This window comes from Pseudokineococcus basanitobsidens (genome assembly GCF_037482545.1).
GTDB classification, from domain to species: domain Bacteria; phylum Actinomycetota; class Actinomycetes; order Actinomycetales; family Quadrisphaeraceae; genus Pseudokineococcus; species Pseudokineococcus basanitobsidens.
Map to the genome: position 1 here is coordinate 1 of NZ_JBBIAA010000036.1, position 26,609 is coordinate 26,609.

A 26,609-nucleotide genomic window follows, 5' to 3' on the forward strand; every position below is an offset into this window, starting at 1 on the left:
CACCCCAGGTCGGGGCGTCTCACCTCAGCCTGCCAGGGAGGGCCTGCCCGCCCGGCGGTGTGACAGGGCGGGCGTAGAGCGCCCTGCCTCCGATGTGATGGAGGTCAGGCTTGACGGAGCGGTCGACGCCGGGGCCGGTCGCGCCGTAGTGGGCTGGGCCGTCCTGGTGGGTGATGTCCCAGGCGGTGTCCGGCACGTCGATGTCGCCGAGTCCATCGCTGTGGGTGGCGCCGATGGTCAGTGCGTTGAGGGCGTCGCCTGGAGGGAGGATGCCTCGCAGCAGTGCGGCGTCGTAGACGGACCGAAGCACGGCGGATCGCGCCGAATCGGCGGTGCTGATGGCATCGGCCGGGATCGTGAGTGGGCCGAGGTGGTTGCCGGCGCTGACGATGAACAGCAGGTTGTAGGAGTGGGCCAGCCAGTCGAGTAGCCGTCCGACGGGGCTCATCCGGCGCACGAGCGCTCGGGCTTGCGCACCGATGGAGAGGTTGATGATACGCACGCTCGGCGCGACGGGACCCCGACCGGCCTCTCCTTCGACGATTCGCTTGACCGCGCGGTGCAGCAGATCGGTGAGCAATCGGTCCGGGAGGATCTGCTCGTGTCCTGCCATGAACTCGTGGGGTCGCATGATGGGCCGCACATACAGCGGCCGGTCGAGCGGTTCGCCGTCGGCCGAGAGGTCACCGTGGATGATCAGCGAGGCCATCGCGGTGCCGTGGTGGCGCGCGGCCAGCGGGTAGTTCTCGCCGAGCCCGTCGGGGTCGTCGACTACCAGCCGGCCGGCGAGGGCGTCGTGGTTGGGAAACGGCAACCCGTCCAGAAGGGCGACCCTGGGCAGGCCGTCGGTGCGTTCTCCGGGAGGCAGGCGGACCTCGCTGACCGGTTCTGTGGTCGGTGGTGCCACGCTCATGGGAGTGAACGGGTTGACGAACATGACTTCGTCGGTGGTCAGTAGCCGGATCGACGCGGCCCCGTCGGCCAGCAGCGAGTGAACCTGTTGGATCGGCAGCTCCGCGAGCAGGGCGTGATAGCTGATCTCGCCGATCTGGGAGCGGTCCAGCACACGGCCGCCACTGTCCGAGATGACCTGCTCGACGTGTGCTTGTGCGGTGGTGCGCTTTGCGGCGTCGCGGCGGTACCACAGCTCGACTTCGACCATCACGGTGCTGACGGACTGGCCGACGACGTCGAGTTTCTCCTGCCACTGCTCGCGCAGGCCGGTCTCTCGGATGCGATCTTCTGGTCCCCACCGTCGGATCGCGGTGAGCTGCTGGAACGCGTTCTTGAACTTGCCCAAGCCGTGGGCGAACTTCGCTGACGGGTCTGCTTGCCAGGCGTTGAACAGGCGCAGGAGTTCGTCGATCGCTTTGGCGTTCGACATCATCAGGTACAGGGAGTGCTGGACGGGCTTGTCGGTGCGGCCGCTCTCGGACTCGGTCATGTGGAAGTCGTCGTCTGGGTCTGATCGGTCCCCGATTAGCTCGGACAGGAACTCCAATCCGTCGATCTGGTCGATCGCGTTGCGGAAGTCCTTGATGCTGCCGGCGAGGTCGAAGACGACCACCAGTGCCGGATCGACCTCGTCAGGTGTGTCAGCGGAAAGACGTGCTCGCTCTGCGTCGAACGCTGCGGTCAGTTCGCCGAACTGCGGCGTCAGCCGCTCTCCCTGCCGACCGGCGTTGGGTTTGGACAAGCGCGGCATGTCCCGGGGCGTTTGTGTGGGCCGGTCTACCACCGTTGGCGACCCGAACGCCAAGAGGGGTCGGCGCTCGCCGGTCACCCCGCCGCCTGATCTCGCCTGTGCTCAAGACGTTCCTGGACGATCCGGCGGAGGTTGCTGTCGGGGAGCTCTAGTACGGCTCTGCGGCGCACGTCCAACGCGAACTCTTCCAGTTCGGAGAAGCTTGCTCCCGCGAGCTTGTCCGCCAGGGTTCGGGGGGCGAATCCGAGGTCGCCGCCCAATCGGGCGGCGAGGCGTTCCAGGAAGCGGGTCGCCTGTGCGCGGCTGGGCGGTTCGAGTTCAGCGCGGATCTGGAAGCGTCGCCATGCTGCCCGGTCGAGAAGTTCGCTGTGGTTGGTTGCTCCCACCAGCAGCACGTGCGGGGGAAGCTGGTCGATCTGGAGCAACAGGGTCGAGACCACCCTCTTGATCTCGCCGGTCTCGTGCTCGTCGGATCGTTCCTTGGCGATGGTGTCGAGTTCGTCGAAGAACAGCACGCACCGGCGAGTGCGGGCGAACTCGAAGGCGTTGTCGAGTCGCGCGGCGGTCTCGCCCAGAAAACTTGATACGACGCCCTCGTAGCGGATGACATAGAACGGCAGCATCAGCTCTGAGGCGATAGCCTCGGCGACGCTGGTCTTGCCATTGCCCGGCGGACCGGACAGCAACAGTCGATTGCGGGGCTCGATCCCGTAGCTGCGCAGCAGCTCGGCGCGCTTTTGCTCCTCGATCAGCTCGGTGACGACCCGGTGCGGGACCGGAGCAAGCTCCAACTCGTCCAGGCGCCGATGAGGAACGATCTCTTGCACCAGGTCACGCATGGCTGCGGCGCGGTCATCACGCGGGGCGCTCTGTCCTGTGGTGGTGATCAGCTCGGACAGACGGTCGGCGACGAGATGGTGCTGGTTAGCTCGCTCCTCAGCGATGACCGCCTCGACGAGGACGCGGAAGCGGTCTCGATCACCACGGCGCTCGGCTTCCACGAGGTCCAGAAGCAGGTCCGCACGCGCCATGGTCTGCCTCCCTCAGTCGACCGTCGTCATCTTGCCTTCCACTTTACCGGCGGCGGCTCCGAGACTAACGAGCCTCGCCGACACGGCGGCAGGCGTGTGTGCTCGGCGTCCCGAGCGTGTCCGTGATGGACTTGAGGCATGGATGACGCGTCGTTGCTGATCGACCAGCGCTCGGCCTCCCTGGCTGCCGCCGGGGAGGATGTGCGGGCGTGGGCGAGCGGGCGGCGGGTCTTCGTCTCCAGCCTGATCACCGACATGCCCGACGAGCGGGCCGCGGTGCGGACAGCGATCGAGTCGGTCGGGGCGACGGCGGTGATGTTCGAGGATCTCGGAGCGCAGGACATCTCGGCCGAGCAGGCCTACCTCTCCGGGGTGCGCAGCTCCGAGGTCTACGTGGGCATGTGGGGTTCGCGCTACGGCGTGAGGATGCCCGACGGGTACTCGGCCACGCATGCGGAGTTCTTAGAGGCCGAGCGCAACGGGCTGCGGCTGTGCCTGTTCGTGCACGGTGAGACCGGCGGGGAGATGGATGGTGCGCAGCGCGATCTGATCCAGGGTGCCCGCAACCTGTACACGACGAGCCCGTGGAGTAACTCGGAAGACCTCGGTCGGCGGGTGCGACGTCGTCTGGAGGAGTTGGCGGCCGAGGAGCTGGCGCCGTGGGTGCGGGTAGGCCGGACTCTGTTTCGTGCGCGCGAGATCACCAACGACGGGAAGACGATCTCGCTCACCGCGGCGGTTCGCAGCGACGCGGTCCATGCTGAGCTGGTGCGGTTGCGGGACGACCGTGCCGGCGGTGTGGCGTTCGCCTCCCCTCACACGGCACTGCCGGTGCAGATCGCGGAGCTGTCCACGAGGACCGTCTCGACGATCGGTCATGAGGAGCGGTTGACGCTGGTCGCACAAGAGCAGCGAGGATCGACCATGCGCGCGTCCATCAACGGAGTATCCGCTGACGAGGTGGGCCAGCGGGCGTTGTCCGATGGGCTGTTCGGCACCTCGCTACTCGGCCAGCAGATGGGGTGGATGGCACGGCCGATCGATCCGCTGGCGCCGCTGCGGGGACTGGCCCTGGACGACAGCGTCCTGCGGCCGGTGGCGCGACTGCTGTTCGCTGAGCGGCTGATCACCGACCAGGCCGCGTCCAGGATCGACTCGTTCGCGCTCGGCCCCTCTCATCAAGGCGCGCGCCGTCTGCGGGCCACCTGGACCCCGCCGCAGGTCTACGTGAACGAACCCGACCCAGCCCCCGTTTCGATCGACGGCACCGTGACGGGCCTGTGATCGAGACGGGCGCTCAGAGGACGGACCTGGGTGGCGCGGGTCTTGTGGATCGGCCAAGCCTGCTCCAGGTTTATGTGATTACAGGTTGAGCGGGTCCAGCTTCTGCGTGCGACGCGTCGTGGGCTCATCCGCGGTGTTGATGACTTGCCTGCCGTGGTCGAAAGCGGTCTTCGCGCGGGCGGCATCGATCTTCTGTGCGGTCGATTCGGCCGGGTGGCCCTGCTTAGGTGCGCGGCGTCGGGCGACCGCTTCAATTGCCCGGGCGCGGAGCAGGAGGATGAGGCTGACCGGTCCCATGATGATGAACTTCATCGCGTTCCACACCGACCACAGCACGACCAGATGCAACCAACCTGGGCCGCCATCAGCTATGGCGCTGGTGCAGATGCTCGCGATCAGCAGGTAGGGCACGGCGAGGAGCATCGCGGGAACGCCCCACCGCAGGTTGCGGCGTCGTCGGATCGCGTCGAGCAGCCGGTTGGTGGGCATGTAGCGGCGCAGGTAGTAGCGGGTGTGGGCGCTGAGCGTCCAGATCAGGCGGATCATGTCGGGCCTCTCATCACACGTGTCTCTCCGTCGAGGAGGCAGTACGTGTATGAGCGCCCAAGTTGGGCCGTCCCGAAGGACCCGCAATCGAGGAGGACCTGCCTTGACGCCAACTTTACGCCGGCGCACGGACATGCGGAACCCCCGCCCGCAGTGGCGCACCTTCTCGGTGAGGACCGACCGAGAGGACTCCGATCATGACCTCGTTCAGTGACCTTGCCCGCGACGCGCGGACGGCGCGGATGGTGCTGTCGATGCTCGCCGAGCCCGACGACGCGGTGACCGGGCGGCTTCTGACCCGTCTCGGCGGTGTGAAGACGGTGGGGCTGCTGGACGGTGACGGGAAGGTGCCGGGCATGGGCCGCGTCGACGGCCAGGTCTGGCGCGAACGGCTCACCGCGGCGGCACGGCCCGACGAGCTGGCCGGACGCCTACGCAACGTCGAGGCAGCCGGGATCGGTGTGGTGATCCCCGGCGACCCGCACTGGCCCGTTTCGCTGAGCGATCTGGGGGACCGGGAACCGTTCGTGCTGTGGACCCGCGGGGACTCCTTGTTCCTGTCGCGCCCGTTAGCGGACCTGCTGACCATCACCGGGTCGCGAGCCGCGACCTCCTACGGCGAACACGTCGCCGGTGGATTCGCGACCGACCTTGCGCGGGACGGGCGGGTGGTCGTGGCCGGCGGCGCGTACGGGATCGAGGGTGCTGCGCACCGTGCCGCTCTGGCTTCCAGTGGAGACACGATCGCCGTCCTCGCCGGCGGCGTCGACCGGCCCTACCCCGCCGGGCACCGCGATCTGCTCGATCAGATCGCCGACGTGGGACTGCTGGTCAGCGAGACCCCGCCGGGAGCGACGCCGACCCGGCACGCGTTCCTCGCGCGTGGCAGGCTCCTGGCCGCCCTGTCGAACACGACCATCGTGGTGGAAGCCGGAACACGCTCAGGCTCCCTGTACACCGCCCGGCAGGCGCACGACCTGGGTCGCAACGTCGGCGCGGTCCCCGGCCCGGTGACCAGCGTGACCAGTGCCGGGCCGCACCAGCTCATCGGCGAACACCGGGCACGGATAGTCACCGACGCCGGACAGATCACCAACCTGCTCCACATGCAAGAAGCCGTCCAAGAGGGCCCGCGACAGTCACCGCTCGGCTCGGCGTTCTCCCGCGACCACACGCGCCGCGATGTCGGGCACGATGGCCCCTCTCTCTGAACGAATCCCTCGACCGACTTCGCGGTGCTGGTAGGCAGATCACCGGGTCGCGGCTGCTCCGGGGTTCGTCGTTAAAGATGCTCACAAGCTCGGTCCTTGTCGGGTCAGGGCAGGTGGACGGTGCTGCCGGTGTGGTTCGGGCTGGCTGGCGAGCTGGCGGAGTGCGGCCTCGGCCCTGGCTCGGTCGATCTTCTGCGCCGCGTTCTCCGGCGCCGGGCCAAGGGGCGTGTCCTCGGTGATGCCGTAGCCGTCGCGGTAGGCGGCGATGGTGCGGGTGTCCCGCGTCAAGTAGTTGGCAGGTTCTGGGGCTCGGGGAAGTTGGGTGACAGCGGGTCGGCGGCGCCGGTGTGGACGTCATGGGGACGGTTCCAGGTCAGGGCCTCGTGCGGGCGGACGGTGTTGTACTCGCGGCGGTAGTCCTCGGCGTGGGCGAGCAGGGCGTGGACGTCGTCGATCTCCTCGAGGAAGAGCCGCTCGTACTTCAGGGTCCCGAAGCCGCGCTCGCGGGAGCCGTTCTGGCCGGGGGTGCGCACCCGGGTCCGCACGTGCCGCAGCTCGGGGTGGGTGGCGATGAAGGCCTCGAAGCGGAAGGACCGGAATGGCCCGCCGTTGTCGGTCACGATGGTGACCAGCGGCTGGATGTGGCCGTCGTCGTCGCGGGGTGCGAGGTCGACCAGGGGCGCGCCGGCCAGGCGGGCGGCCTCGGTCAGGGCGGCCTCGACCGCGGTGATCGCGTCGTGCTGGTTGGCCGTCGGGGAGATGTGCCAGCCGAGCTCGTACTTGCTCCAGTAGTCCCGGCAGCCGCCCAGCCGCCAGGTCCCGCCGGTGGTGGTCTCGAACTCGGAGAAGTCCAGCTGCCAGACCTGGTTCGGGCCGGTCGGCTCGGCCGCGAAGGCGGCCTTGCGGCGGGCGGCGAGCTGGCGGCGTTCACGCTGGTAGGCCGCTTCCAGCAGCAGACCCTCGTCGCGCAGCAGCCGCAGCACGGTGGCCTGGGACACCCGGTGGCCGTCGTGGCGGCACATCGCCCAGACCTTGCGGTGGCCCCACGCCGGGTGCGCCAGCGCGTGCGCGCGGGCGGCCTCGGACACCGTGGCCCGCGCCGGACGGGGCCAGGGACCCTTGGCCGTCCGACCGGTCCGGGCGCGGGCCTGACGGCGGCGCCAGGTCCGCTCGGGCACGCCGATCAGCGCGCAGAACCTCGTGGTCGGCATGCCCGCCTGGACGCGGATCACCTCGAGGTCCTCGAAGGGCCCAGGCGGCCCTCGGCGGACTTCTTCCACACCCGCAGCTCCACGGCCGCCTCACCCAGGGCGCTGGTCAGGTCAGCGACCTCGGCCTCCAGCTGCGCCTCCCGGCTCGTGGGGCCGCCCGACCCGGTCACCAGCCCGGCCCGGCCGGACTCCAGGAAGACCCGCTTCCAGTTCCCGACCGAGGTCTCGGAGACCTTCGCCCGCCGCGCGGCCTCGGCGACGGTGACCTCACCGGCCAGGATCGACAGCACGATCCGGGTCTTCTCCTCGGCCGGCATCGCTGGTGGTCTCGCCATGGTGATCAGACTCCTCACAGGTCAGACCCGCAAGCAACGGGTCATGCCACTAAGTCTGACGCGCGACACAACTACCCGGGCGCCCACGCACCGCTCGTGCCGGCCGAGGTCTGGTATCAGGTGCAGGCGGTGCTCACCGCGCACAAGTCGGCCGCCGAGGCCACCCAGGTTCACGACCACTACCTCAAAGGCACCGTCCACTGCGGCCTGTGCGGGTCCCGGCTGATCGTCTCCAACGCCAAGAACCGGCACGGCAACGTCTACTGCTACTTCGTCTGCTCCGGCCGGCACTCCAAGCGCACCGACTGCGCCCGCGGGGCGATCCTGATCGCCGACGTGGAGAAGCTGATCGAGGACTACTACCAGCGCATCCAGATCACCCCCGCCCACCGCGATGCCCTCGCCGGGATGCTGCACCACGAGTTCGACCAGCTCATGGCCGCCGAGACCGACGAACTCGCCCGCCTCACCACCCGTCGCGACCGGCTCCAGCACGAACAAGAACGACTGCTGCAAGCCCACTACGCCGACGCGATCCCGCTGTCCCTGCTCAAACGAGAACAAGACCGCATCCTCGCCGAACTCGACAGCATCAACCGCCGCATCGACGCCCACCACGGCGAGTACGCCGACGCCCGCGCCCACCTCGACGACGCTCTGAACCTGCTGGAAAACTGCGCCGATATCTACAACCGGTGCGACGACGCCAACCGGCGCCTGTGCAACCAGGCCTTCTTCACCAAGGTCTACATCGACGAAGACGACAACCTCCGCGTCGAGAACAACCGGCCCTTCGAGATGCTCCTCGACCCCGAGGTCAACGCCAACGCCCTCAACTGGACTCAGAACAGCGACAAGGCCCGAACCCCAGCCAACGATTCTGCTGGCAAGGGTTCGAGCCTTGTGCGCGGGGTGGGCCCCGTGGGGCTCGAACCCACAACCCGCGGATTAAAAGTCCGCTGCTCTGCCAGTTGAGCTAGAGGCCCGCGGTCGCCCGGGCGCCGCGGGCCCACGGTACGGCCGTGCGCCGGCGTCCCGCCGCCGGTGCGGGGTCACCCGAGGCCCTCGAGGCCGCGCAGCGACGCCTCCCGGGCCCGGTCGGCCGCGTCGCGCAGCGCGGCCCGGTCCGCGAGGCGGCCGTCCAGCACGTCGTCGAGGAGCGGCACGAGCTCGGCGGCTATCCCCGGCCGGGGCCGGACGGAGAGCTCGGGGGTGCCGACGAGGTCCATCAGACCCTCGACCTTGCCCTGGGTGGCGAGGCACAGCGCCGGGACGCCGCGGGAGAGGGCCATGACGGCCAGGTGCATCCGGCCGGTGAGGACGGCGTCGGCCCGGTCGACGAGCCCGCGCACCTGCGCCGGCCGCACGAGCCGGTCGACGTGGAGGACGCCGTCGTCCCCGGCGAGCGCAGCGGCCAGGCGCCGGACCTCGACGACGTCGTCGCCGCCGGGCCGCTGCACGTGGGGGAGGAGGACCACCAGCGCACCCCGTCGGCGCAGGTGCTCGACGACGGCCCGCAGGTCCGGCAGCTGCGGAACGCGGGTGCCGACGAGGCCGCTGGCGTTGACGACCACGAGCGGCCGGTCGCCACGAGGGCCGAGCAGCTCGTCGGCGAGGGAGGGGTCGAGGTCGTCGGCCGTCGAGAAGACGGTGTCGGCCACCTCCTCCACCCCGGGGACGCCCGCCTCGCGCAGGCGCGCCGCCGAGCGCGGGTCGCGCGCCATGAGTCGGACGCCACGGCGTCCGGTGCGCACGAGGGCCCGCCGGCACGCGGGGTGCGGGTCCGCGCTCCAGCTGAAGCCGAGGACCCGCGTCGGGACGCCCCGGCGTGCGGCGGCGGTGGCGAGCAGCGCCAGGTGGAGCGCCGGTCGGTGGCCGGAGCCGCCGTCCATGAGGTCGGCGCCGACGACCGACACCGAGCGGGCGCCCGCGACGAGCCGTCCCGCCCGCGCGACGGCGCGCAGGTGCCGCGCCCCACCCCCGTACACGAGGCCGGGCAGGGGCACGACCCGCACCCGGTCGGCGGCCCCGGCGGGAACCTCGACGTCGCGGACGTCGTGGACGACGAGCGCCACCGGGCCGCTCGTGGCGTGCACGAAGGCGTCCACCATCGCCTGGTCGCCCGTGTTGCCGGCACCGGGCGGGCACAGCAGCACGTGCGCGCCCGCGCCGCCGTCACCCCTCGCGGCCGCCAGCACCACCCGGTCCGCCGGGTGCAGCAGGCGTGGGCTGGCGTAGACGTCGTAGACGCGCTCGCGCAGCGCGCGGCGCCGGGTGTCGGTGCTGGTGGCCACGGGGTCCGTCCCGGTCGTCGGAGGTCCGGTCGTCAGGGGACCGGTCGACGTGCTTCGGCGCCGGGAGGGCAGCGGACGGGTGGGTCCCGTCCCTCCGGTACCCGCAGGCGGGCACCGGGCGCAGCATGGCGTCGTGCGCATCGAGGTGGTCCGCGGGGACGTCACGCAGCAGCCGGTCGACGCCGTCGTCACCGCGGCGAACCAGGCGCTGAAGGGCGGCGGTGGCGTGGACGCCGCCGTCCACCGGGCGGCCGGGCCGGAGCTCGTCCGGGCGTCGCGGGCGCTGGCGCCCTGCCCGACCGGGCAGGCGGTCGTGACGCCGGCGTTCGACCTCGCGCCCGTGCGCTGGGTCGTCCACGCCGTCGGCCCGCGCTACCGGGGCCGTCCGCAGGACGCCGACCTGCTCGCGTCCGCGTACACCGCCGCGCTGGCGTGCGCCGACGGGGTGGGTGCCCGCTCGGTCGCCTTCCCCGCGATCAGCACCGGCGTCTACGGCTACCCCGACGAGGAGGCGGCCCGGGTCTCGGTGGCCGCGCTGCGCGGCGCGTCGACAGACGTCGAGCGGGTCCTGCTGGTGGCCTTCGGCGACCGGCAGGAGCGCCTCTGGCACGCCGCGCTCGGCTGAGGCCGTCGCCGCGAGCGTCAGTGCGCACGAACGCGCAGGATCGATCGACTCTTGCCACGGGCGACCGCGCGGGCCACCATGGGGCAGAGCCGACATGTCGATCGCGAGGGAGCGGGCCATGGCGCGCAGGACCACCGGGCAGGGCCGACCTGGCACCGAGCAGGGCCGACGGACGCTGGCCGTCGCGGGCGCGCTCGCGCTCGGGGCGGGGATGCTCGCCGCCGGTCCCGCCGCCGCGACCGACCACCCCCGCGCCGGACGGGGCACGCCGCCGCCGGCGACGACGTCGGCGGGCGACCCCGTGGACCTGGACGTGCTCTTCGTCGGTGCCCACCCCGACGACGAGGCGAGCGCCCTGTCGACCTTCGGGCAGTGGCGGCAGTCCGACGACGTCCGCACCGGTGTGGTCACCGTCACGCGCGGCGAGGGGGGCGGCAACGCCGCCGGTCCCGAGGAGGGTCCCGAGCTCGGGCTGCTCCGCGAGGTCGAGGAGCGCTCGGCCGTCGGGCTCGCCGGTGTGCGCGACGTCTTCAACCTCGACGACGTCGACTTCTACTACACGGTCAGCGCGCCCCTGACCCAGCAGATCTGGGGCGAGGAGGACGCGCTCGAGAAGGTCGTGCGGCTCGTCCGCGAGACCCGGCCCGAGGTCGTCGTGACCATGAACCCCGCCCCGTCGCCGGGCAACCACGGCAACCACCAGGAGGCCGCCCGCCTGGCCCTGGAGGCCTACCAGGTGGCCGGGGACCCGTCGGTGTTCCCCGAGCAGCTCACGCAGGAGGGGCTCGAGCCCTTCAGCCCCGACCGCGTCCTGCTCAACACCGTCGCGGGCACCCGTGCCACGGGGCCGGCGTGCCCGCAGCAGGTGCAGCTGTCCGACCCCACGCAGACCGTCTACGGCGTCTGGAGCGGCGCGCAGGCCCCGGACGGGCGCACGTGGGGCCAGGTGGAGCGTGCGGCGCAGCGGCAGTACGTCTCGCAGGGGTGGGCGACGTTCCCCGACGTCCCCGCCGACCCGGACGCCCTGGGCTGCGACTACCTCACGCAGGTCGACGCCCGGGTCCCCTCCGCCGAGCCGGGCACCGAGGCCGCGTCGTCCCCGGACGCCGCGCTGCAGGGGGCCCTGGTCCGCGGGCCGGACGCCGCGCCCCTGGGCACGGGGCTGACGGTGCAGGTGCCCGGGCTGCGGGTCGTCCCCGGCGAGGAGACGGACGTGGTCGTGCGGGCCTCGGCGGGGCGGACGGCGCTCGGCGGGGCCTCCGTCGCCCTCGAGGCGCCCGACGGCTGGGCGGTCACGGGTGACGGGGCGCTCGGGGACGTCGCCGCGGACGGGAGCGCGCAGGCCACCTTCACGGTGACGGCGCCCGCGGACGCGCGCCCCGGCACGCGCGTCCGCCTCGCGGCCGAGCTGTCCTCGGACGTGGGGGGCGGCTGGGCCGCCCAGGTGGTGGAGACCGCCGCCCCGGTGCGCGGGCAGCTGGCGCCGCTGGACCGTGTCGCCGAGTACGAGGGGTGGGCGCGCGAGGTCGGCTTCCCCGAGCTGCAGGGCACGGTCCGCCGGGTGACGACCCTGCCCTCGGGCGGCACGCAGCAGGTCGACGTCGTCGTCACCAACGACAGCACGCAGGAGCAGAGCGGCACCACGGCGCTGGGGCTGCCGGACGGCTTCTCCGCCGAGGCCACGGAGCAGGCCTTCGGGCCGCTGGCGGCGGGCGACAGCGCCACGGTGCCGTTCACGGTGACGAACACCGACGACTCGCTGCCCACGTCGAACGCGGGTGGCGAGGGCGGGGACCACCCGTTCACCGTCACCACGACCGCGGGCGGCGTCACCAGCACGAGCACCCCCGCCCTCGAGCTGGTGCCGACGACCGACGCCCCCGGGACGGAGGCCGCCGCCGTCGTCGACGGCGTCGAGCAGGCGGGCGAGCACCCCGGCGAGGAGCTCGACCTCTCGCGCCTGTGGGAGGGGACGCCGTGCGAGTCCGCCGCCGACTGCTCGGCGACGGGGAAGCTCTCCTGGCACGACGACGCGCTGCAGGTCCTCGTCCACGTCACCGACGACGTCGCGGGCACCGTCCTGCCGGCCGCCGACTGCAAGCGGCACTGGCGCACCGACTCGGTGGAGATCGCGGTCGACCCCCGCGGCGACGCGGAGAACACCTCGACGACCTTCAAGGCCTTCGTCCTCCCGCGGACCGCGGAGGGCGGCCCGTGCGCCGGGCGGGACGCCGACGCCCGCCAGGGGCCCGCGGCGCGGACGGCCCCCGGCATGGAGTACGCCGTCACCCCCGACGACGACGGGACGGCCGGCTACACCCTCGAGGTCACCATCCCCCTCGGGCTGCTGCCCGCGGCGGTCGACCCCGACGAGATGGCCGTCGACCTCTTCGTCTACGACTCCGACACGCAGGACAAGACCGGCCAGACCCGGATCGGCTGGTCGACGTGGCAGGGCGTCCAGGGCGACCCGTACCGGTGGGGCGTCGTGCGGCTGCCCGGCTACACCCCGCCGGCGGACCGCCCTGCCGAGCCGGCGGAGCCGGTCATCCCGCAGACGGCGCTGAGCAGCCTCGAGTCGCCGCCGAGCATCGCCCAGGCGGTGCGCGACGACGTCCCCCTGGCCGGCGGCCCCGCCGCCCCGGCCGGGCAGAGCGCCTGGCTGCGCGACGCGGTCCAGCGCCGCGACGCCGTCGTCGCCACGGTCCGGGCCACGGGTCCGGGACGGCTGCACCTGTGGGTCTGGGACCCGCAGGCGCAGGCGGCGGTGGCCGGGTCCGTCGTGGACGTCGAGGGCTCCGGGCCGTCGCGCTGGTGGGTCACGCTGCCCGAGGGCGCCGGCGACGTCTCCGGCACGCGGCTGCTCGCCGCCTTCGAGGCCGAGGACGGCGGCACGCTCTCCTCGGTCGCCCCGGTGCGGTAGCGCCGGGCGGGGCCCCGGGGTCGGCGGACGCGTGCTCAGTCCAGGGCGCGGCCGACCTCGGGGATCCGCTCGCGGTAGCCGTCGAGGAGCTGCCGGGCGACGGCGACGGAGTCCACGAGCGGGTGCGCGGCGAACGCCCGCCACGCCAGCTCGCGGGAGCGGCGGGCCGAGGCCTCCAGCAGGAGCTGCTCGGAGGCCTTGACCTGCTGCACGAGCCCGAGCATGTCGCCGACGAGGGGCGCGACGGCGTGCGGGTGCACGCCGTCGCCGTCGACGGTGCAGGGGACCTCGACGACGGCGTCCTCCGGCAGGCCGGGCAGGACGCCGCCGGCGGGCACGTCCAGGACCATCGTCGCCGGGCGACCCGTGGCGACGGCGGCCATGAGGTCGACGGCGACCCGCTGGTAGCCGCCGCCCTCGACGTCCTCGGCGCGCCGTCCGCCGCCCTCGGAGGCCCGCGACTCGGCCATGTAGGTCGCCTCGCGGTCCGCGTGGACCTCGCGCCAGGTCGCCAGCGCCCGCCCGGGGTCCTCGGCGGCGCGCGCGTAGAAGTCGCCCTGCTGGACGTCGAGCTGCTGGCCGCGCGTCTGCGCCGCCGACCGCAGCCGCGCCGTCGCCTCGCGGGGGAAGGAGTAGTAGTAGAGGTACTCGTTGGGCAGGGCGCCGACGGCACGGACCCAGTCGGGGCCGAGCAGCCGCGCCTCCTCGACGGAGGCCAGCGCCGCGTCGTCCGCGAGCAGGTCCGGCAGCCGCTCGACGCCGTCGACGCGCACCGACCGCAGCCAGCCCAGGTGGTTCGTGCCCGCGTAGTCGAAGTCGACCGGCCGGCCGTCCGCCCCGAGGGCCCGCACGGCCTTGCGCACCAGCCCGATGGGGGTGTCGCAGATGCCGACGACGCGCTCGCCGAGGACCGCGCGCATCGCCTCGGTGATCATCCCCGCGGGGTTGGTGAAGCTGATGACCCACGCCTCCGGCGCGACGGCGCGCACCCGCTCGGCGAGGTGACGCGCGTGCGGCAGCGTCCGCAGCGCGTAGGACAGCCCGCCGGGGCCGACCGTCTCCTGGCCGAGGACGCCCAGGTCCAGGGCGACGCGCTCGTCGAGGACCCGCCCGGCCGTCCCGCCGATGCGCATGGCGGAGAAGACGAAGTCGGCGCCCCGCAGCGCCGCGTCGAGGTCCGTGCCCGCGCTCACGCGCGGGGGGTGCGGCAGCGTCGCGCAGAGCTGGTCGAGGACGGCGCGCATCACGCCCAGCCGCGCGGGCGAGACGTCGTGCAGGTGCACCTCGTCGACCCGCACCGCCGCGTCCGCCGCGCCGAGCGCCTCGACGACCTGGGGGACGCGGAAGCCGCCGCCCCCGACCAGCACGAGCCTCACGCGTCGCCCTCCTCGGCCATCAGCACCTGTGCTCCGCCGTCGCGGAAGACGCCGAGCGTCGCCGGGTCGGCGCCTGCGTCGGTGACGAGCACGTCGACCGTCTCCGGCCCGCACACCGGCAGCAGCCCGGTACCCGGGAACTTGCCGCCGTCGGCCAGCAGCACGGTGCGCCGGGACGCGGCCGCGAGCGCCCGCTTGACGGGCACCTCGATGCCCGTGGAGTCCATGACCGTCCCGTCCTCGCGCACCCCGCTGGTCCCGAGGAAGCACACGTGCGCGCCGAGCTGCCCGACCGCCTGCTCGGTGAGCGTGCCCACGAGCGACCAGTACGAGCGGCGCAGCACGCCGCCGAGCACGACGAGCTCGACGTCGGCGTCCTCGCGCAGGACGTCGACGACGGCGAGGCTCGCCGTGACCACCGTGATGCGCCGTCCGGCGAGGTGGTGGGCGAGGCGCTCCGTCGTCGTCCCGATGTCGACGACGACGACGTCGCCGTCCGCGACGAGCGAGGCGGCCCGGGCCGCGACGGCGTCCTTGGCGTCCGGCGCCTGGCGCGCGACCTCGCGGAAGGGCGTGGCGTCCGGCTCCACGCTGCCGCCGCCGCCGCCGCGCACACGGCGCAGGCGGCCTTCGGCGTCGAGGGCGTCGAGGTCGCGACGGATCGTCGAGGGACTCACCGCGAGGTCGTCGGCCAGCGCCTGCACCGAGACCTCGCCGTGGCTGCGCAGCCGCCGGAGGATCTCGGCGTGCCGCGTCGCGCTGAGCATGCGGCGCACGCTAGCAGCGCGCTCCGCGACGCACTGCGCACGATCGAGCACCAGCGCGCACGTCGATGGGCGGATCTGCGTGCTCGTCCTTGTCCGTCGGCGTCCGCCCGGCTACCGTGCCGGACGAGGCCGCCGTACTGACGCGGGCGGCGACGAAGGAGGCCGTCCGGTGGCAGCGCAGGCACGGGGGCGCAGGCAGACCGCCGCGCCGCGAGGTGCTGCGCGCCCGGGTGCGTCCCGGTACGACCCTCTCGCCGACCGGCGCGGCGAGGACGCCGGGGCCCCGGCGCTGGACGTGTTCCTCTCGGGGCAGCTCTTCTTCGACATGGTCTTCGCCGGACTCGACGCCGCCCCGGCGCCGGGTACCGAGGTGTGGACGACCGGGCTGGGCTCGCTGCCCGGCGGCATCGCCAACCTCGCGGTGGCCACCAGCCGCCTCGGCCTGCGGACGGGCCTGGCCGCGGGCTTCGGCGACGACGTCTTCGGGCGCTTCTGCTGGCAGGTGCTCTGCGAGCAGGAGGGGGTCGACCTCACGAGCTCGCGGCTCTTCCCCGGCTGGCACTCGGCCGTCACGGTCTCCATGGCGCACGACGACGACCGCAGCATGGTCACCCACGGGCACCCGCTGCCGGTCTCCCAGGCCGCGCTGGTCGGCACCCCTCCCGCGTCACGGGCCGTCATCACCGAGCTGGCCCTCCCGCACGACGACGCGGGGCACGACGGCGGTGGGCACGACGGCGGGGAGGCCGGGCCCGGCGACGGGCGGGCCGACGGCGCGGCGGACGCGCCGTGGTGGCTCGCCGCCCGCGAGGGCGGCGCCGCCGTCTTCGCCGACGTGGGCTGGGACCCCACCGGCACCTGGGACCCTGCGGTCCTGGAGCGGCTCGACAGCTGCCACGCCTTCCTGCCCAACGAGGTCGAGGCGATGGCCTACACCCGGGCCTCGACACCGCAGGCGGCGCTTGCCGCCCTCGCCGACCGGGTGCCGCTGGCGGTCGTCACCTGCGGGCCCCGCGGGGCGCTCGCGGTGGACGCCACCACCGGCGAGAGCGCGGCCGTGCCGGGGGTGCCGGTGGACGCCGTCGACCCCACGGGTGCGGGCGACGTGTTCGGCGCCGCCGTCGTGCTCGGCACCCTGGCGGGCTGGCCGCTGCACGAGCGGCTCGCCTTCGCGGCGCTGTGCGCCTCCCTCGCCGTCCAGCAGTTCGGCGGCTCCCTCGCGGCGCCCGGCTGGGGCGACCTCGCGGACTGGTGGTCGGGGACGTCGGCGCGGGCCCGGGCGGGGGACCCGGTCGCCGAGGAGCTCGCGCGGCGCTACGGCTTCCTCGCCGCGCTGCTGCCGGCCGACCCCGTGGCCGCCGTGCGCCGCGCCGAGGCCACCTTCGCACTGGCGTCGGACCTGTGAGGCAGGCTCCGGGGCGCCGCGCCGACGACCCGTCCGCCGACGGTCCGCCCTCCGACGACCCACGCAGCCGCCCGGCTCGCACGACCGCACCGCACGACCGCACGAGGCCACCCGCCCTGGAGGACCCGATGGCAGCTCGCTCCCGACCGGCCACCCGCGCCGCCACCCGCGCCGCGGGCCTCGTCGCCGCGGCGGCGCTCGCGCTGACCGCCTGCGCGCCCGGCTCGGGCTCCGGCGACGCCGGCGACGACGCCGCCGCCCTGACGGGCCCCGTCGCGACCGACATCGACGACGTCGGCGACGTCACGCTCACCGTGTGGGACCAGGAGGTCCGCGGCGGCCAGGACGAGCAGATGACGCAGCTCAACGCGGCCTTCGAGGAGGCCCACCCCAACGTGACGATCGACCGGGTCTCCCAGTCCTTCGACGACCTCGGCACGACGCTGCGCCTGGCCCTCACCGGGGACGACGCCCCCGACGTCGTCCAGACCAACAACGCCCGCGCGACGATGGGCCAGTTCGTCGCCGCGGACCAGCTCGTCGCGCTCGACGACTACGCCGACGCCTACGGGTGGCGCGACCGCTTCCCCGAGGGCGTCCTGCAGTACGCCACCTACTCCCCGGACGGGACGACCTTCGGGGAGGGGTCGCTCTACGGCCTGCCGCAGGTGGGCGAGGTCGTCGGCGTCTACTACAGCCGCAGCGCGCTGGCAGACCTCGGCCTCGAGGTGCCGCAGACGTGGACGGACTTCGAGGCCGCGCTGCAGACGGCGGCCGACGCCGGCCGTACGCCGCTGCTGCTGGGCAACATCGAGGGCTGGCCCGCCGGCCACGACCTCGGCGTCGTGCAGGGGGCGCACGTCGACCCGCAGCAGATCCGCGAGCTGGGCCTCGGCAACGCGGGGGCCAGCTGGACGAGCGAGGAGAACGTCGCGGCGCTGACCGAGCTGCAGTCCTGGCAGCAGCAGGGCTGGTTCAACGAGGGCGTCAACGGCACCGACTACGACGCCGCCTGGCAGCAGCTCGCGAGCGGGGACGGGGTCTTCCTCATCGCCGGCTCCTGGCTGGCGCCGGACCTGGCCGACGCCATGGGGGAGGACGCCGGCTTCTTCGCACCGCCGCCCGCGGACGGCGGCGAGCTCGCGACGACGGGCGGCACGGGGATCCCCTTCTCGATCACCACGGCGGCGGAGGAGCCCGACGTCGCCGCGGCCTACATCGACTTCATCACGAACGACGACGCCATGGCCGTGCTCGCCGACACCGGGAACCTCCCGGTCGTCGACACCGCCTCCTACGCGCCCGAGAGCGGGCTGCTCGCCGACGTCTACACCGCCTTCGGCGACGTCAGCGCCGACGGCCAGCTGCTGCCCTACCTCGACTACGCGACGCCGACCTTCGGGGAGACGCTCAACCAGACCCTGCAGGGCCTGCTCGCCGGCGAGCTGACGCCGCAGGAGGCCGCCGAGGCGCTCGAGGCCGACTATGCCGACTTCACCTCCAGCGGCGGCTGAGGCCGCGGCGGAGCCCGCCGCGGCGGCGGCCGCCCCCGTCCGGGCCCGGTCGCCGCGCGGGCGGGCGACCCCGTACCTCTTCCTCGCCCCCGCGCTGGTCGTCTACGGCGCCTTCCTGCTCTTCCCGCTCGCGCGCGCCGTGCAGTTCTCCTTCTACGACTACGACGGGCTCACCGTCGGCACCTTCGTCGGGCTCAGGAACTACGCGGCCGTCCTCACGGACGAGGGCCTGCGCGAGGCCTTCGGGCACGCGCTCGTGCTCATCGCCTTCTTCGCCCTGCTGCCGCTGCTCATCGGCTTTGTGCTGGCGGCCCTGCTCGTGCGCTCACGCGTGCGCGGGCTCCCGCTGTTCCGCACCGTCGTCTTCCTGCCGCAGGTCATCGCGATGGTCGTCGTCGCCGTGGCCTGGCGCCGGATCTACGCCCCGGACGGCACCCTCAACGAGCTGCTGCGCGGCGTGGGCCTGGACGGGCTGGCCCGTACCTGGCTCGGGGACTACGCGACCGCCCTGCCGGCCGTCGGCGTCATCGGCACCTGGTACTCGACCGGCCTCGTGACGGTCCTGCTCATGGCCGGCATGGCGCGGGTGCCGAAGGAGCTCTACGAGGCGGCGTCCCTGGACGGCGCGAGCCCCGCCCGCCAGCTGCGGGCCCTGACCCTGCCCGCGATCCGCCCGGAGATCGCCGTCGCGCTCACCCTGACGATCATCGCGGCGCTCAAGACCTTCGACCTCGTCTACGTGACGACGGGTGGCGGACCCGGGACGTCGACGACGGTCCCCAGCTACGAGGTGTACCGCCGGGCGTTCGAGCTCGGGGAGGTCGGCGCGGCCGCCGCGGTCGGCGTCGTCCTCACGGTGCTCATCTTCGGCATCAACCTCGTCGTCAACCGTGTCGCGGACCGGTCGCGGTGAGCGCGCCCGCGCTCGGGACGAGGCGCCCGGGAGACGGCGCCGGTCGTCCGGCCGGCCGCCCGCGAGGGCCCTCCGGCGGCTCCGCCGCCCACCGTGCGGCGAGCTACGTCGTCCTCGTGGGCTTCGCCGTCCTCGCCCTCGGGCCGGTGGTCACGGTGCTGGCCGCCGCGCTGACGCCGGAGCGGGCCTCCGACGGCGGTGGGCTGCGGCCGCAGAACTTCGCCGAAGCCTGGGTGCAGGGCCGCTTCGGCGACTACATGACGACGTCGGCGCTCGTGGCCGTCGTCGTCGTGGTGGCGGCGACGCTGCTGTCGATCATGAGCGGCTACGCCTTCGGCACGATGGAGTTCCGCGGCCGGGAGGTCCTCTTCTACCTGTTCCTGCTCGGGATCATGGTCCCGTCCGAGGCCGTCGTCGTGCCCCTGTTCTTCGACCTGCGCACGCTCGGGCTGACGAACACCGTGTGGGGCATCGCCGCGCCGCAGGTGGCCCAGTCCGTCGCGTTCGGCACCTACTGGATGCGCGCGTACTTCCGGACGACGAACCGCTCGCTCATCGAGGCCGCGCGCCTGGACGGCGCGGGCTCGCACCGCGTGCTGTGGTCGGTGCTCGTGCCGATCGGCCGGCCGGCCATCACGACGCTCGTGCTGCTCGTCTTCATGTGGACCTGGAACGAGTTCCTCATCCCGCTGGTGATGGCCCCGGCGGGGGACCTGCGGACGGCCCCGTTGGGCCTCGCCCTCTTCCAGGGCCAGTACACCCAGGGCACGTCGCTGCTGGCGGCCGGCGCGGTGCTCGTGGCGCTGCCCGTGGTGGTCGTCTACCTCTTCCTGCAGCGTCACTTCATCCGCGGGATGCTCGAGGGCGCCGTCCGGGAGTGAGCGGCCCGCGACCCGGCGGGCTCGCGCGCCACGGGGCTCGTGGTGCGCCTACAGGTCCCGGCGCGGCGTGCCGATACCAGGCCCGTCGCCGGACGAGGAGCGCCGGCACTCCCCAGACGAGGACCTGCCATGAGCATCACCCGTACGCCCGTCGCCGTCCGGCTGCCCGCCCAGCGGGCGACCACCGCGCTCGCGGCCGAGCGCACCTGCTACCTGCCGCACTGCGGCGCCCCCGCCGAGCTGCGCGTCGTCGTGAGCGGCATGGACTGGTTCCGCTGCACCGGCTGCGGCATCGAGTACCCCGAGATCGCCTATGCGCAGCGGCCGATGCGAGCCTGACACGTCCGGTGCCGAGGGCGCCGCAGGGACCGCAGGAAGAGGCGCAGGCCGGATCCCACGCTTCACCTGCCGTGTGGGATCTCGTGGCCCTATTCTTGCAGGATGAGCAGCCCGGTCACGCCGCAGGAGACGGTCCGTTCTGCTGACGCCCACGGTCGCCTGCCGGAGCGGACCCTTGCCGGGTGGCTCTCCCGCCACGGGCTCGACCTCACGGAGGCGGAGCTCGTGGCGAGCCTGGACGCCGCAGTGCCCGTGGGGAGGCTGGTGTCTCCGGACGTCGCACGGCTGCCCCTCGGCGACGAGTCCGTGCTGAGCAGTCACTCCGGCGTCGCTCCTGCCGCAGCGAGCGAGCTCGCTCGTGGTCGCGCTCGGGCGGTCCACGACGCCGCCGCCATGCTGTCGAAGAGTCTCAGTGTCCGAGAGCTCGCCGATCGTCTCGAGGTCGCCCCGTCCACGGTCCGGCACTGGATCCGCGACTCCACCGTCTACGCGCTCCCGGGTGCGGCGGGCCGTGGCGTGCGCCGGGTCCCTCGCTGGCAGCTCGAGGACGGGCACCTCCTGCCCGGTCTGGGCCAGGTGCTCCGCGCTCTGCCTGCGGACATGCACCCGGTGCAGCTGGAGCGCTTCTTCACCACGACCCAGCCTGAGCTCGCCGTCGACGGGGATGCCATGTCGCCACGCGAGTGGCTCGCCCGAGGCGGGGCCCCCGAGCCTGTCGCCACCCTGGCCGCGGGGCTCGACGACCCTGTGACCGGCAGAGGGGCGCACCCGGCGGCGGCCCTGCCTCCGGGGCGGTCCGGCGACGTGCCCCGGGTCCCCGACGAGACAGAGGACGTCGAACGGGTCCCGTGCACCGGGTCGGACGAGGAGCCCACCTCGCAGGCGGGGGTGGAGCTCCACCGCCACGACGGCAGCGCCCGCGGCGACGGGTGAGCACGCTCCCGCCTCCCCCTCCCGACCTCGCGGCACGCCCCAGGGCGTGGAAGCGCCTGCGTGCGGGGAGTGTCCTGTGGCGCATCCACTTCACCGCAGGTGAGCACCCCATGGCGTGGGATGGGATGCGGTACTTCGGGCGGACCACGAGCCGCTTCGACCCGCAGGCGCAGCCGTGCGAGACGGCTGGACCCGACCCACGAGGCGTCGCGTACCTGGCTACCGACCTGCCGACGGCCCTCGCCGAGGTCTTCCAGCGCACCCGGGTGGTCGACACCCGCCGGGGCGAGCCCTACCTGACGGCTCTGGCGACCGCCCACGACCTCGACCTGCTTGACCTGGCCGGGACGGCCTCCCTGCGGCTGGGGGCGGCAGGGACGATCGCCGGCGACCGTGACTTCCGGGCGACGCAGGCGTGGGCGCGGGCCATCGTCACCACGTGGCCGGAGACACCGGGCCTGTGGTGCGCCTCCGCGATGAGTCAGCAGCCGTGCGTGACGCTGTACGACCCCGGTGTCGCGCCGATCTTCCCGACGCGACCGGCCTTGTCCCTTCCCTTGTCACATCCCGGACTCCTGCCCTGGTTGGTGCCGGCCTCCGAGGAGATCGGCTTCACGCTCCTGTAGCGCAGGCCGGGGAGCCCCCACGCCAGGGGGCGGCGACGTCGCTGGGCACGCGCACCCGTCCTCACCCCGGCGCGACGACCCCGGCGGACCCGCCACCCCGGCGGACCGTCTCGGCCGCGGCCTCGAAGCCGCCGCCGGGCAGCACCCGCACCGCGGTGGCGGCACCGATCTCCGCGGACGTCGAGAGCTGGTGCCCGCGCGCCCGCAGCGCGGCACCGAGCGGCCCGTCGGCGACCTCCGGCTCCACCGTCGTCGTCGACCCGTTGCGCGAGGAGACCCGCGGGGCGGCGATCGCGTCCACGAGCGGCAGACCCCGGTCGAGGTACCCGGTGAGGACCTGCGCCACCGTGGTGATGATCGTCGACCCGCCCGGAGAGCCGAGGCCCGCGACGGCCGTGCCGTCCTGCAGCACCACCGTCGGCGACATCGACGACCGCGGCCGCTTGCCGGGGCCCGGCAGGTTCGGCTCGGGCACGCCCGGCGTGGTGGGGGCGAAGCTGAAGTCGGTGAGCTCGTTGTTGAGCAGGAAGCCGTAGCCGGGGACGGTGATGCCCGAGCCGCCGGTCTGCTCGATCGTCAGCGTGTACGAGACGACGTCGCCGCTCGCGTCCGCGACGACGAGGTGCGTCGTCCCGTGGTCGTCGCGAGGCGGCGCCTGCGTGCCGGCCGAGGTGCACGTGGCCGGGTCGGCGGAGTAGTCGCCGTCGGGGGAGCCGAAGGGGACCGGCCGCGCCGCCGCCCGGTCGGGGTCGAACAGCGCGCACGCGCGCTCGTCCGCGAAGCCCTGGGACACCAGCTCGTCCGCGGGGACGCCGGGGACGTCGCCGACGTAGCGGTTGCGGTCGGCGAACGCCGTGGCGGTCGCCTCGGCGAAGCGGTGCAGGTAGGCGTCCTGCGGCACGTCGGCGAGCGGCGCGCCGGTGATCTCGTCGTAGGCCTCGAGCAGGTTGAGGCTCTCGGCGACGGCGAGGCCGCCCGAGGAGGGCACCGGCATGCCGACGACCTCGAGGCCGCGGTAGTCCGAGCGCACCGGCTCCGGCTCGAGCACCTCGTAGGCGGCGAGGTCGGACGCGGTGACCTGCCCCGGGAAGACCTCCACGCCCGCCGCCGTCCGCGGGTAGCGGGCGGCCCGGACGACGGCCCGGCCCATCGGTCCGCCGCCGTAGAGGGTCTCCGTACCGCGGCGCGCGAGCTGGTCGTAGGCGCGCGCCAGGTCGGGGTTGCGGAAGACGTCGCCCGGCTGCGGGACGTCCCCGCCCGGCAGGAACACGTCGGCCGTCGCCGGGAACTGCCGGAACCGGTCGGCGTTGCCGGCCGTCTGGTCGCTGAAGGTCCGGTCGACGACGAAGCCGCGACGGGCCAGCTCGCGCGCGGGCGCCAGCAGCTCCGCGAGGGGGTGGGTGCCCTCGGTCTCGGCGAGACGTTCCCACAGCGCCGCGGTGCCGGGGACGCCGACGGACAGGCCCGAGCTCACGACGTCGCGGAAGGGCAGCGGTTGCCCGTCCTCGCCGAGGAAGACGTCGTCGGTGAAGCTCGCCGGCGCGGTCTCGCGGCTGTCGTAGGCGTCGACGTCCCCGGTCTCCGCGTCGTAGTGGAGGAGGAAGCCGCCGCCCCCGAGACCCGCGGAGTACGGCTCGGTCACCCCGAGCGCCGCCGCCGCGGCGACCGCGGCGTCGACGGCCGTGCCCCCGTCGGCGAGGACGTCGAGGCCGATCTGCGTGGCGTAGGGGTCGACGGTGCTCACGGCCCCGCCGGTGCCCACGGCGAGCGGCACGCGCGGGACCTCGGGGAACGGCTGCCCGCCGCGCCCGCCCGGTCGGTCCGCGCTCGCGCCAGGGGCGCCGGCGAGCAACCCGGCGGCCACGATGCCCGCGAGCGAGAGCGTGACGGCACCCCGGGTGCGGTGGCGGTGGGAGGTCCTCGCCGTGGCGGTGGGGCTCTCGACGTCCACGGCAGGCTCCTCTCGACCGGACATCACCCGACCGGGTGAAGGGATCGGACGGTAGCCATCCCGGCGCACCCCCACAAGGCACGCGGACCGGGCGAGGACGTCGGCCGACAGGCGGCGACTACCGTCTCCGGGGACCAGCAGGACCAGGTGCCGGAGGTCGCGCGGTGGCGGTGACGAGGGGTTTCACGGGACGGCGGCGGGAGCGCGACGCGCGCCTGCCCCCCGGCCAGTACGACGTCGGCGACGACTGGCCCGTGCTCACCGCCGAGGTGACGCCGAACGTCGAGCCGGAGACGTGGTCGCTGACCGTCGACGGCCTCGTCGAGCGGGAGACCACGTGGACGTGGGACGAGGCGCACGCCCTGCCGCAGTCGACCTACGAGGGCGACATCCACTGCGTCACGACGTGGTCGAAGCTCGGCACCTCCTTCGAGGGCGTCGACGTCGACGTCGTCCTCGGGGCGGCGGGCGTCCGTCCCGGGGCGACGACGGTGCTGGTGACCTCGGCGAGCGGCTACACGACGAACCTGCCGCTGGCCGACGTCACGGGCGGCCGCGCGTGGGTGGCGTGGAGCTCGCAGGGGCGGCCGCTGTCCGCCGACCACGGCGGCCCGGCGCGTCTCGTCGTGCCGCACCTGTACTTCTGGAAGAGCGCCAAGTGGGTCACGCGGCTGACGCTGCTCGACCACGACCAGCGCGGCTTCTGGGAGCGCAACGGCTACCACGACCGCGGCGACCCGTGGGCGGAGCAGCGGTACGCCGGTGACTGAGGCCGCCGGGTCCCCGGAGCCGGGCCCCTCCGCCCCACCGACGTCGTGGCGCCCCGCGGTCGTCCGCGAGGTGCACCACCCGTCGCCGCGGGCGGTGTCCGTCCGCCTCGACCTGCCGGGCCGGCGTCCTCACCGCCCGGGGCAGCACTACGTCCTGCGCCTCACCGCGCCCGACGGCTACCGCGCGCAGCGCTCGTACTCCGTGGCCTCCGCGCCGGACGACGAGCTGCTCGAGCTCTACGTCGAGCGGCTGCCCGACGGCGAGGTGTCGGGCTTCCTCGCCGAGGAGCTGGCCGTCGGCGACGAGCTCGAGGTGCGCGGGCCCGTCGGTGAGTGGTTCGCCTGGGACGGGCGGCCCGCCCTCGCGGTCGGCGGCGGCAGCGGCGTCGTCCCGCTCGTGGCGATGCTCCGGCACGCCGCCGCGCTGGGGCGCCCGGACGCGCTGCGCCTGGCCGTCGCCGCCCGGACCCGCGAGGACCTGCCGTACGCCGACGAGCTGGAGGCGGCCGGTGCGCTCGTCGCCCTCTCGCGCGAGCCCGCGGGGCGGCGTCCCGCCGGCCGCCTGCGGTCCTCAGAGCTCGAGCGGCTCGTCGAGCCGGGACGCACGGCGTTCGTGTGCGGGTCGGCCGCCTTCGCCGAGGCGAGCAGCCGGCAGCTCGTGGCGCTTGGGGTGCTGGCCTCCGATGTCCGCGTCGAGCGCTTCGGGGCCTCCGGCTGATGCGGTCCCGACCGCTGCCACTCCACGCGTGGACGACGGTCCGGGACCCGACGCACGGCTCAGCGGAAGCGCCGTTCCTCGCCGCCGTAGCGACATGTCGAGCGTCACGTCCAACATTTCGGCGACGATCAACGGCAAGCACTACTACTACTACTACTACTGCGGCACCACCCACATCTGGCGAAGCGCCTGTCCAGAGTGACCGATCACTGCTGGAGACTGCGGTTCCAGGACAATTGCACCCCCGACCGGATGAGACGAAAGTCTAGGGTGCGTGTGACACTTGACACGGATATGTTCCAGAGCGCTGTACATACTCGTCGGGAGATTATGGTGAACACGGAGAAGCATGTGCGCGCTGATGCAGAACGCACCGAGGCTTCCAGGCAGTTTTGGTCTAAGGTGATTATTGCGGCGCTCAGTGGGACGGTGCTGTTCTTGGTCATCCGCATCCAGGATGCGGCTGACGAGGCGACTATCGGGAACGCGTGGAGGACCTGGCAAATCCTTACGGACGCCAATGAAGCGCACCCGCCTACGCTTGACTCTTCGCAAGTTCTCACCGTCATATCGACACTTCTAGTCTACTGCGGCGCAGCGGCGCTTGCGTTAGTCAGTCTCGAGCACGCCTATCGAGATGAAATATCTGGGCCACTCACGACTCAGATGGCTGACCGCCTCGCCGTTAGCGCCACGCTTGCGTCGGCGGTCGCAATCTCTGTGGCTTTAGGCCACGCGATAGCAGGCGATCCGACGGTACCCAGGAGCCACCGATACATGATGATCGCTCTTGCGCTGTTGACCGTTTATGCCGCGGCTGCGGTGGGTCGGAGCGAACTTGAAGTCGAAGTGTCTGCGCGGCGTGACGAAATCAACAGACGCGTACATCGTTACGCTTCTGTCACCCTCCTATGGAAGCGACTCAATAAGGCCACCCGTAATCCATCCCGGCTGTCCTGGCGTTTGTGGCTTGCCACCGGAGCCTTTGCGCTCGTGCCCGTCGTCGCCCTGATCGTTTCGCGAGGAGCTCTAGAGGCTCAGGCACTTTCTGTCTTACTGCTCTTCTACTTTTCAATGGTGATGCTCTCTGCGGGTTCGGACTTAATTCTGGCGAGCCTTAGTATTGCGCACCTGCTTAAGGAGCGTGGGTCTGTCGCGACGCTTTCGCTACTCATGGCCATCATCTTCGCGGTCGTAGTCAGCGTCGGATATTACGGGCTCTTCGTACTTGCGGTGGGGGTCATGCCAGTC

The 26,609-nt window shown here is 73.1% G+C and carries 22 protein-coding genes, 1 tRNA gene and 2 pseudogenes; 15 read left to right on the forward strand and 10 right to left on the reverse strand.

Going from position 1 to position 26,609, the window contains the following annotated elements; translation table 11 throughout:
* Nucleotides 1-43: 43 nt before the first annotated feature.
* A pseudogene (locus tag WDZ17_RS16240) lies at nt 44-1,783 on the reverse strand (S8 family peptidase); the annotation flags it as partial.
* Complete coding sequence (locus WDZ17_RS16245) at nt 1,780-2,736, reverse strand: AAA family ATPase (RefSeq protein WP_271120584.1); 957 nt, start codon at nt 2,734-2,736, stop codon at nt 1,780-1,782. The pseudogene WDZ17_RS16240 and the gene WDZ17_RS16245, both read right to left, overlap by 4 nt.
* A 138-nt stretch (nt 2,737-2,874) precedes the next feature.
* Here WDZ17_RS16245 and WDZ17_RS16250 point away from each other — a divergent pair, with 138 nt between their 5' ends.
* Nucleotides 2,875-4,020 (forward strand): DUF4062 domain-containing protein, encoded by a 1,146-nt coding sequence (locus WDZ17_RS16250; RefSeq protein WP_339576227.1) that lies wholly within the window; start codon nt 2,875-2,877, stop codon nt 4,018-4,020.
* 78 nt (nt 4,021-4,098) lie between these two features.
* Here WDZ17_RS16250 and WDZ17_RS16255 read toward each other — a convergent pair whose 3' ends face one another.
* Nucleotides 4,099-4,566 (reverse strand): hypothetical protein, encoded by a 468-nt coding sequence (locus WDZ17_RS16255; protein WP_339576228.1) that lies wholly within the window; start codon nt 4,564-4,566, stop codon nt 4,099-4,101.
* 197 nt (nt 4,567-4,763) lie between these two features.
* On the opposite strand from WDZ17_RS16255, the gene dprA reads away from it, so the two are divergent.
* Complete coding sequence (gene dprA, locus WDZ17_RS16260; RefSeq protein WP_339576229.1) at nt 4,764-5,777, forward strand: DNA-processing protein DprA; 1,014 nt, start codon at nt 4,764-4,766, stop codon at nt 5,775-5,777.
* 284 nt (nt 5,778-6,061) lie between these two features.
* Here dprA and WDZ17_RS16265 read toward each other — a convergent pair whose 3' ends face one another.
* Together WDZ17_RS16265 and WDZ17_RS16270 are read right to left on the reverse strand one after the other, a co-directional pair.
* Nucleotides 6,062-7,009, reverse strand: coding sequence for an integrase core domain-containing protein (locus WDZ17_RS16265; protein ID WP_339576230.1), 948 nt, complete (start codon nt 7,007-7,009; stop codon nt 6,062-6,064).
* The gene (locus WDZ17_RS16270; RefSeq protein WP_339576231.1) at nt 7,006-7,323 is read right to left on the reverse strand and encodes a helix-turn-helix domain-containing protein; all 318 of its coding nucleotides are present in this window, start codon (nt 7,321-7,323) and stop codon (nt 7,006-7,008) included. The genes WDZ17_RS16265 and WDZ17_RS16270 overlap by 4 nt, the downstream gene beginning before the upstream one ends.
* A gap of 129 nt (nt 7,324-7,452) precedes the next feature.
* On the opposite strand from WDZ17_RS16270, the pseudogene WDZ17_RS17550 reads away from it, so the two are divergent.
* A pseudogene (locus tag WDZ17_RS17550) lies at nt 7,453-7,626 on the forward strand (recombinase zinc ribbon domain-containing protein); the annotation flags it as partial.
* Between the two features lie 610 nt (nt 7,627-8,236).
* On the opposite strand, the gene WDZ17_RS16280 reads toward WDZ17_RS17550, so the two are convergent.
* Together WDZ17_RS16280 and WDZ17_RS16285 are read right to left on the reverse strand one after the other, a co-directional pair.
* Nucleotides 8,237-8,309, reverse strand: a tRNA-Lys gene (locus WDZ17_RS16280).
* 66 nt (nt 8,310-8,375) lie between these two features.
* Nucleotides 8,376-9,617, reverse strand: coding sequence for a polysaccharide pyruvyl transferase family protein (locus WDZ17_RS16285; protein ID WP_339576233.1), 1,242 nt, complete (start codon nt 9,615-9,617; stop codon nt 8,376-8,378).
* A 133-nt stretch (nt 9,618-9,750) separates the two neighbouring features.
* On the opposite strand from WDZ17_RS16285, the gene WDZ17_RS16290 reads away from it, so the two are divergent.
* Together WDZ17_RS16290 and WDZ17_RS16295 are read left to right on the forward strand one after the other, a co-directional pair.
* Entirely contained in the window at nt 9,751-10,242 is a 492-nt protein-coding gene (locus WDZ17_RS16290) for a macro domain-containing protein (RefSeq protein ID WP_339576234.1), read from the forward strand.
* A gap of 118 nt (nt 10,243-10,360) precedes the next feature.
* Nucleotides 10,361-13,165 carry a sugar-binding protein gene (locus WDZ17_RS16295; RefSeq protein WP_339576235.1) on the forward strand — a complete coding sequence of 935 codons (2,805 nt, stop codon included), beginning with the start codon at nt 10,361-10,363 and terminating at the stop codon, nt 13,163-13,165.
* A gap of 35 nt (nt 13,166-13,200) precedes the next feature.
* Here the strand turns inward: WDZ17_RS16295 and WDZ17_RS16300 are convergent, their stop codons facing one another.
* Together WDZ17_RS16300 and WDZ17_RS16305 are read right to left on the reverse strand one after the other, a co-directional pair.
* Nucleotides 13,201-14,541, reverse strand: coding sequence for a 6-phospho-beta-glucosidase (locus WDZ17_RS16300; RefSeq protein WP_339576236.1), 1,341 nt, complete (start codon nt 14,539-14,541; stop codon nt 13,201-13,203).
* The gene (locus WDZ17_RS16305) at nt 14,538-15,308 is read right to left on the reverse strand and encodes a DeoR/GlpR family DNA-binding transcription regulator (protein ID WP_339576237.1); all 771 of its coding nucleotides are present in this window, start codon (nt 15,306-15,308) and stop codon (nt 14,538-14,540) included. The genes WDZ17_RS16300 and WDZ17_RS16305 overlap by 4 nt, the downstream gene beginning before the upstream one ends.
* A gap of 169 nt (nt 15,309-15,477) precedes the next feature.
* Between WDZ17_RS16305 and WDZ17_RS16310 the strand changes: the two genes are divergently transcribed.
* From WDZ17_RS16310 to WDZ17_RS16340, 7 genes are all read left to right on the forward strand, one after another.
* Nucleotides 15,478-16,713 (forward strand): PfkB family carbohydrate kinase, encoded by a 1,236-nt coding sequence (locus WDZ17_RS16310; protein WP_339576238.1) that lies wholly within the window; start codon nt 15,478-15,480, stop codon nt 16,711-16,713.
* 128 nt (nt 16,714-16,841) lie between these two features.
* Nucleotides 16,842-18,227, forward strand: a complete 1,386-nt coding sequence (locus WDZ17_RS16315; RefSeq protein ID WP_339576239.1) for an extracellular solute-binding protein — start codon at nt 16,842-16,844, stop codon at nt 18,225-18,227.
* A complete protein-coding gene (locus WDZ17_RS16320; protein WP_339576240.1) occupies nt 18,199-19,140 on the forward strand; it encodes a carbohydrate ABC transporter permease in 942 nt (313 codons plus the stop codon). The genes WDZ17_RS16315 and WDZ17_RS16320 overlap by 29 nt, the downstream gene beginning before the upstream one ends.
* Nucleotides 19,141-19,256: 116 nt before the next feature.
* Nucleotides 19,257-20,021, forward strand: a complete 765-nt coding sequence (locus WDZ17_RS16325; protein WP_422632017.1) for a carbohydrate ABC transporter permease — start codon at nt 19,257-19,259, stop codon at nt 20,019-20,021.
* A gap of 129 nt (nt 20,022-20,150) precedes the next feature.
* Nucleotides 20,151-20,360: a hypothetical protein gene (locus WDZ17_RS16330; RefSeq protein ID WP_339576242.1), complete on the forward strand. Its 210-nt coding sequence runs from the start codon at nt 20,151-20,153 to the stop codon at nt 20,358-20,360.
* Between the two features lie 102 nt (nt 20,361-20,462).
* Nucleotides 20,463-21,293: a helix-turn-helix domain-containing protein gene (locus WDZ17_RS16335; RefSeq protein WP_339576243.1), complete on the forward strand. Its 831-nt coding sequence runs from the start codon at nt 20,463-20,465 to the stop codon at nt 21,291-21,293.
* The gene (locus WDZ17_RS16340; protein WP_339576244.1) at nt 21,290-21,919 is read left to right on the forward strand and encodes an RES family NAD+ phosphorylase; all 630 of its coding nucleotides are present in this window, start codon (nt 21,290-21,292) and stop codon (nt 21,917-21,919) included. Before WDZ17_RS16335 ends, WDZ17_RS16340 begins: the two co-directional genes overlap by 4 nt.
* Before the next feature lie 61 nt (nt 21,920-21,980).
* Here the strand turns inward: WDZ17_RS16340 and ggt are convergent, their stop codons facing one another.
* Nucleotides 21,981-23,894, reverse strand: coding sequence for a gamma-glutamyltransferase (gene ggt / locus WDZ17_RS16345; RefSeq protein ID WP_422632016.1), 1,914 nt, complete (start codon nt 23,892-23,894; stop codon nt 21,981-21,983).
* A gap of 140 nt (nt 23,895-24,034) precedes the next feature.
* Here ggt and WDZ17_RS16350 point away from each other — a divergent pair, with 140 nt between their 5' ends.
* The 3 genes from WDZ17_RS16350 to WDZ17_RS16360 all read left to right on the forward strand — a co-directional run.
* Nucleotides 24,035-24,640 (forward strand): sulfite oxidase-like oxidoreductase, encoded by a 606-nt coding sequence (locus tag WDZ17_RS16350; protein ID WP_339576246.1) that lies wholly within the window; start codon nt 24,035-24,037, stop codon nt 24,638-24,640.
* Nucleotides 24,633-25,358, forward strand: coding sequence for an FAD-binding oxidoreductase (locus WDZ17_RS16355; RefSeq protein ID WP_339576247.1), 726 nt, complete (start codon nt 24,633-24,635; stop codon nt 25,356-25,358). The genes WDZ17_RS16350 and WDZ17_RS16355 overlap by 8 nt, the downstream gene beginning before the upstream one ends.
* 333 nt (nt 25,359-25,691) lie before the next feature.
* Nucleotides 25,692-26,609: hypothetical protein (locus tag WDZ17_RS16360; RefSeq protein ID WP_339576248.1), on the forward strand; the 918-nt coding region annotated here is incomplete at its 3' end.

What these genes read in the sequence shown, in the direction of transcription:
- WDZ17_RS16245 (WP_271120584.1), bottom strand. Translation starts at nt 2,736, where the DNA reads ATGGCGCGTGCGGACCTGCTTCTGGACCTCGTGGAAGCCGAGCGCCGT.
- WDZ17_RS16250 (WP_339576227.1), top strand. Translation starts at nt 2,875, where the DNA reads ATGGATGACGCGTCGTTGCTGATCGACCAGCGCTCGGCCTCCCTGGCT.
- WDZ17_RS16255 (WP_339576228.1), bottom strand. Translation starts at nt 4,566, where the DNA reads ATGATCCGCCTGATCTGGACGCTCAGCGCCCACACCCGCTACTACCTG.
- dprA (WP_339576229.1), top strand. Translation starts at nt 4,764, where the DNA reads ATGACCTCGTTCAGTGACCTTGCCCGCGACGCGCGGACGGCGCGGATG.
- WDZ17_RS16270 (WP_339576231.1), bottom strand. Translation starts at nt 7,323, where the DNA reads ATGGCGAGACCACCAGCGATGCCGGCCGAGGAGAAGACCCGGATCGTG.
- WDZ17_RS16295 (WP_339576235.1), top strand. Translation starts at nt 10,361, where the DNA reads ATGGCGCGCAGGACCACCGGGCAGGGCCGACCTGGCACCGAGCAGGGC.
- WDZ17_RS16305 (WP_339576237.1), bottom strand. Translation starts at nt 15,308, where the DNA reads ATGCTCAGCGCGACGCGGCACGCCGAGATCCTCCGGCGGCTGCGCAGC.
- WDZ17_RS16315 (WP_339576239.1), top strand. Translation starts at nt 16,842, where the DNA reads ATGGCAGCTCGCTCCCGACCGGCCACCCGCGCCGCCACCCGCGCCGCG.
- WDZ17_RS16320 (WP_339576240.1), top strand. Translation starts at nt 18,199, where the DNA reads ATGCCGACTTCACCTCCAGCGGCGGCTGAGGCCGCGGCGGAGCCCGCC.
- WDZ17_RS16330 (WP_339576242.1), top strand. Translation starts at nt 20,151, where the DNA reads ATGAGCATCACCCGTACGCCCGTCGCCGTCCGGCTGCCCGCCCAGCGG.
- WDZ17_RS16335 (WP_339576243.1), top strand. Translation starts at nt 20,463, where the DNA reads ATGAGCAGCCCGGTCACGCCGCAGGAGACGGTCCGTTCTGCTGACGCC.
- ggt (WP_422632016.1), bottom strand. Translation starts at nt 23,894, where the DNA reads ATGTCCGGTCGAGAGGAGCCTGCCGTGGACGTCGAGAGCCCCACCGCC.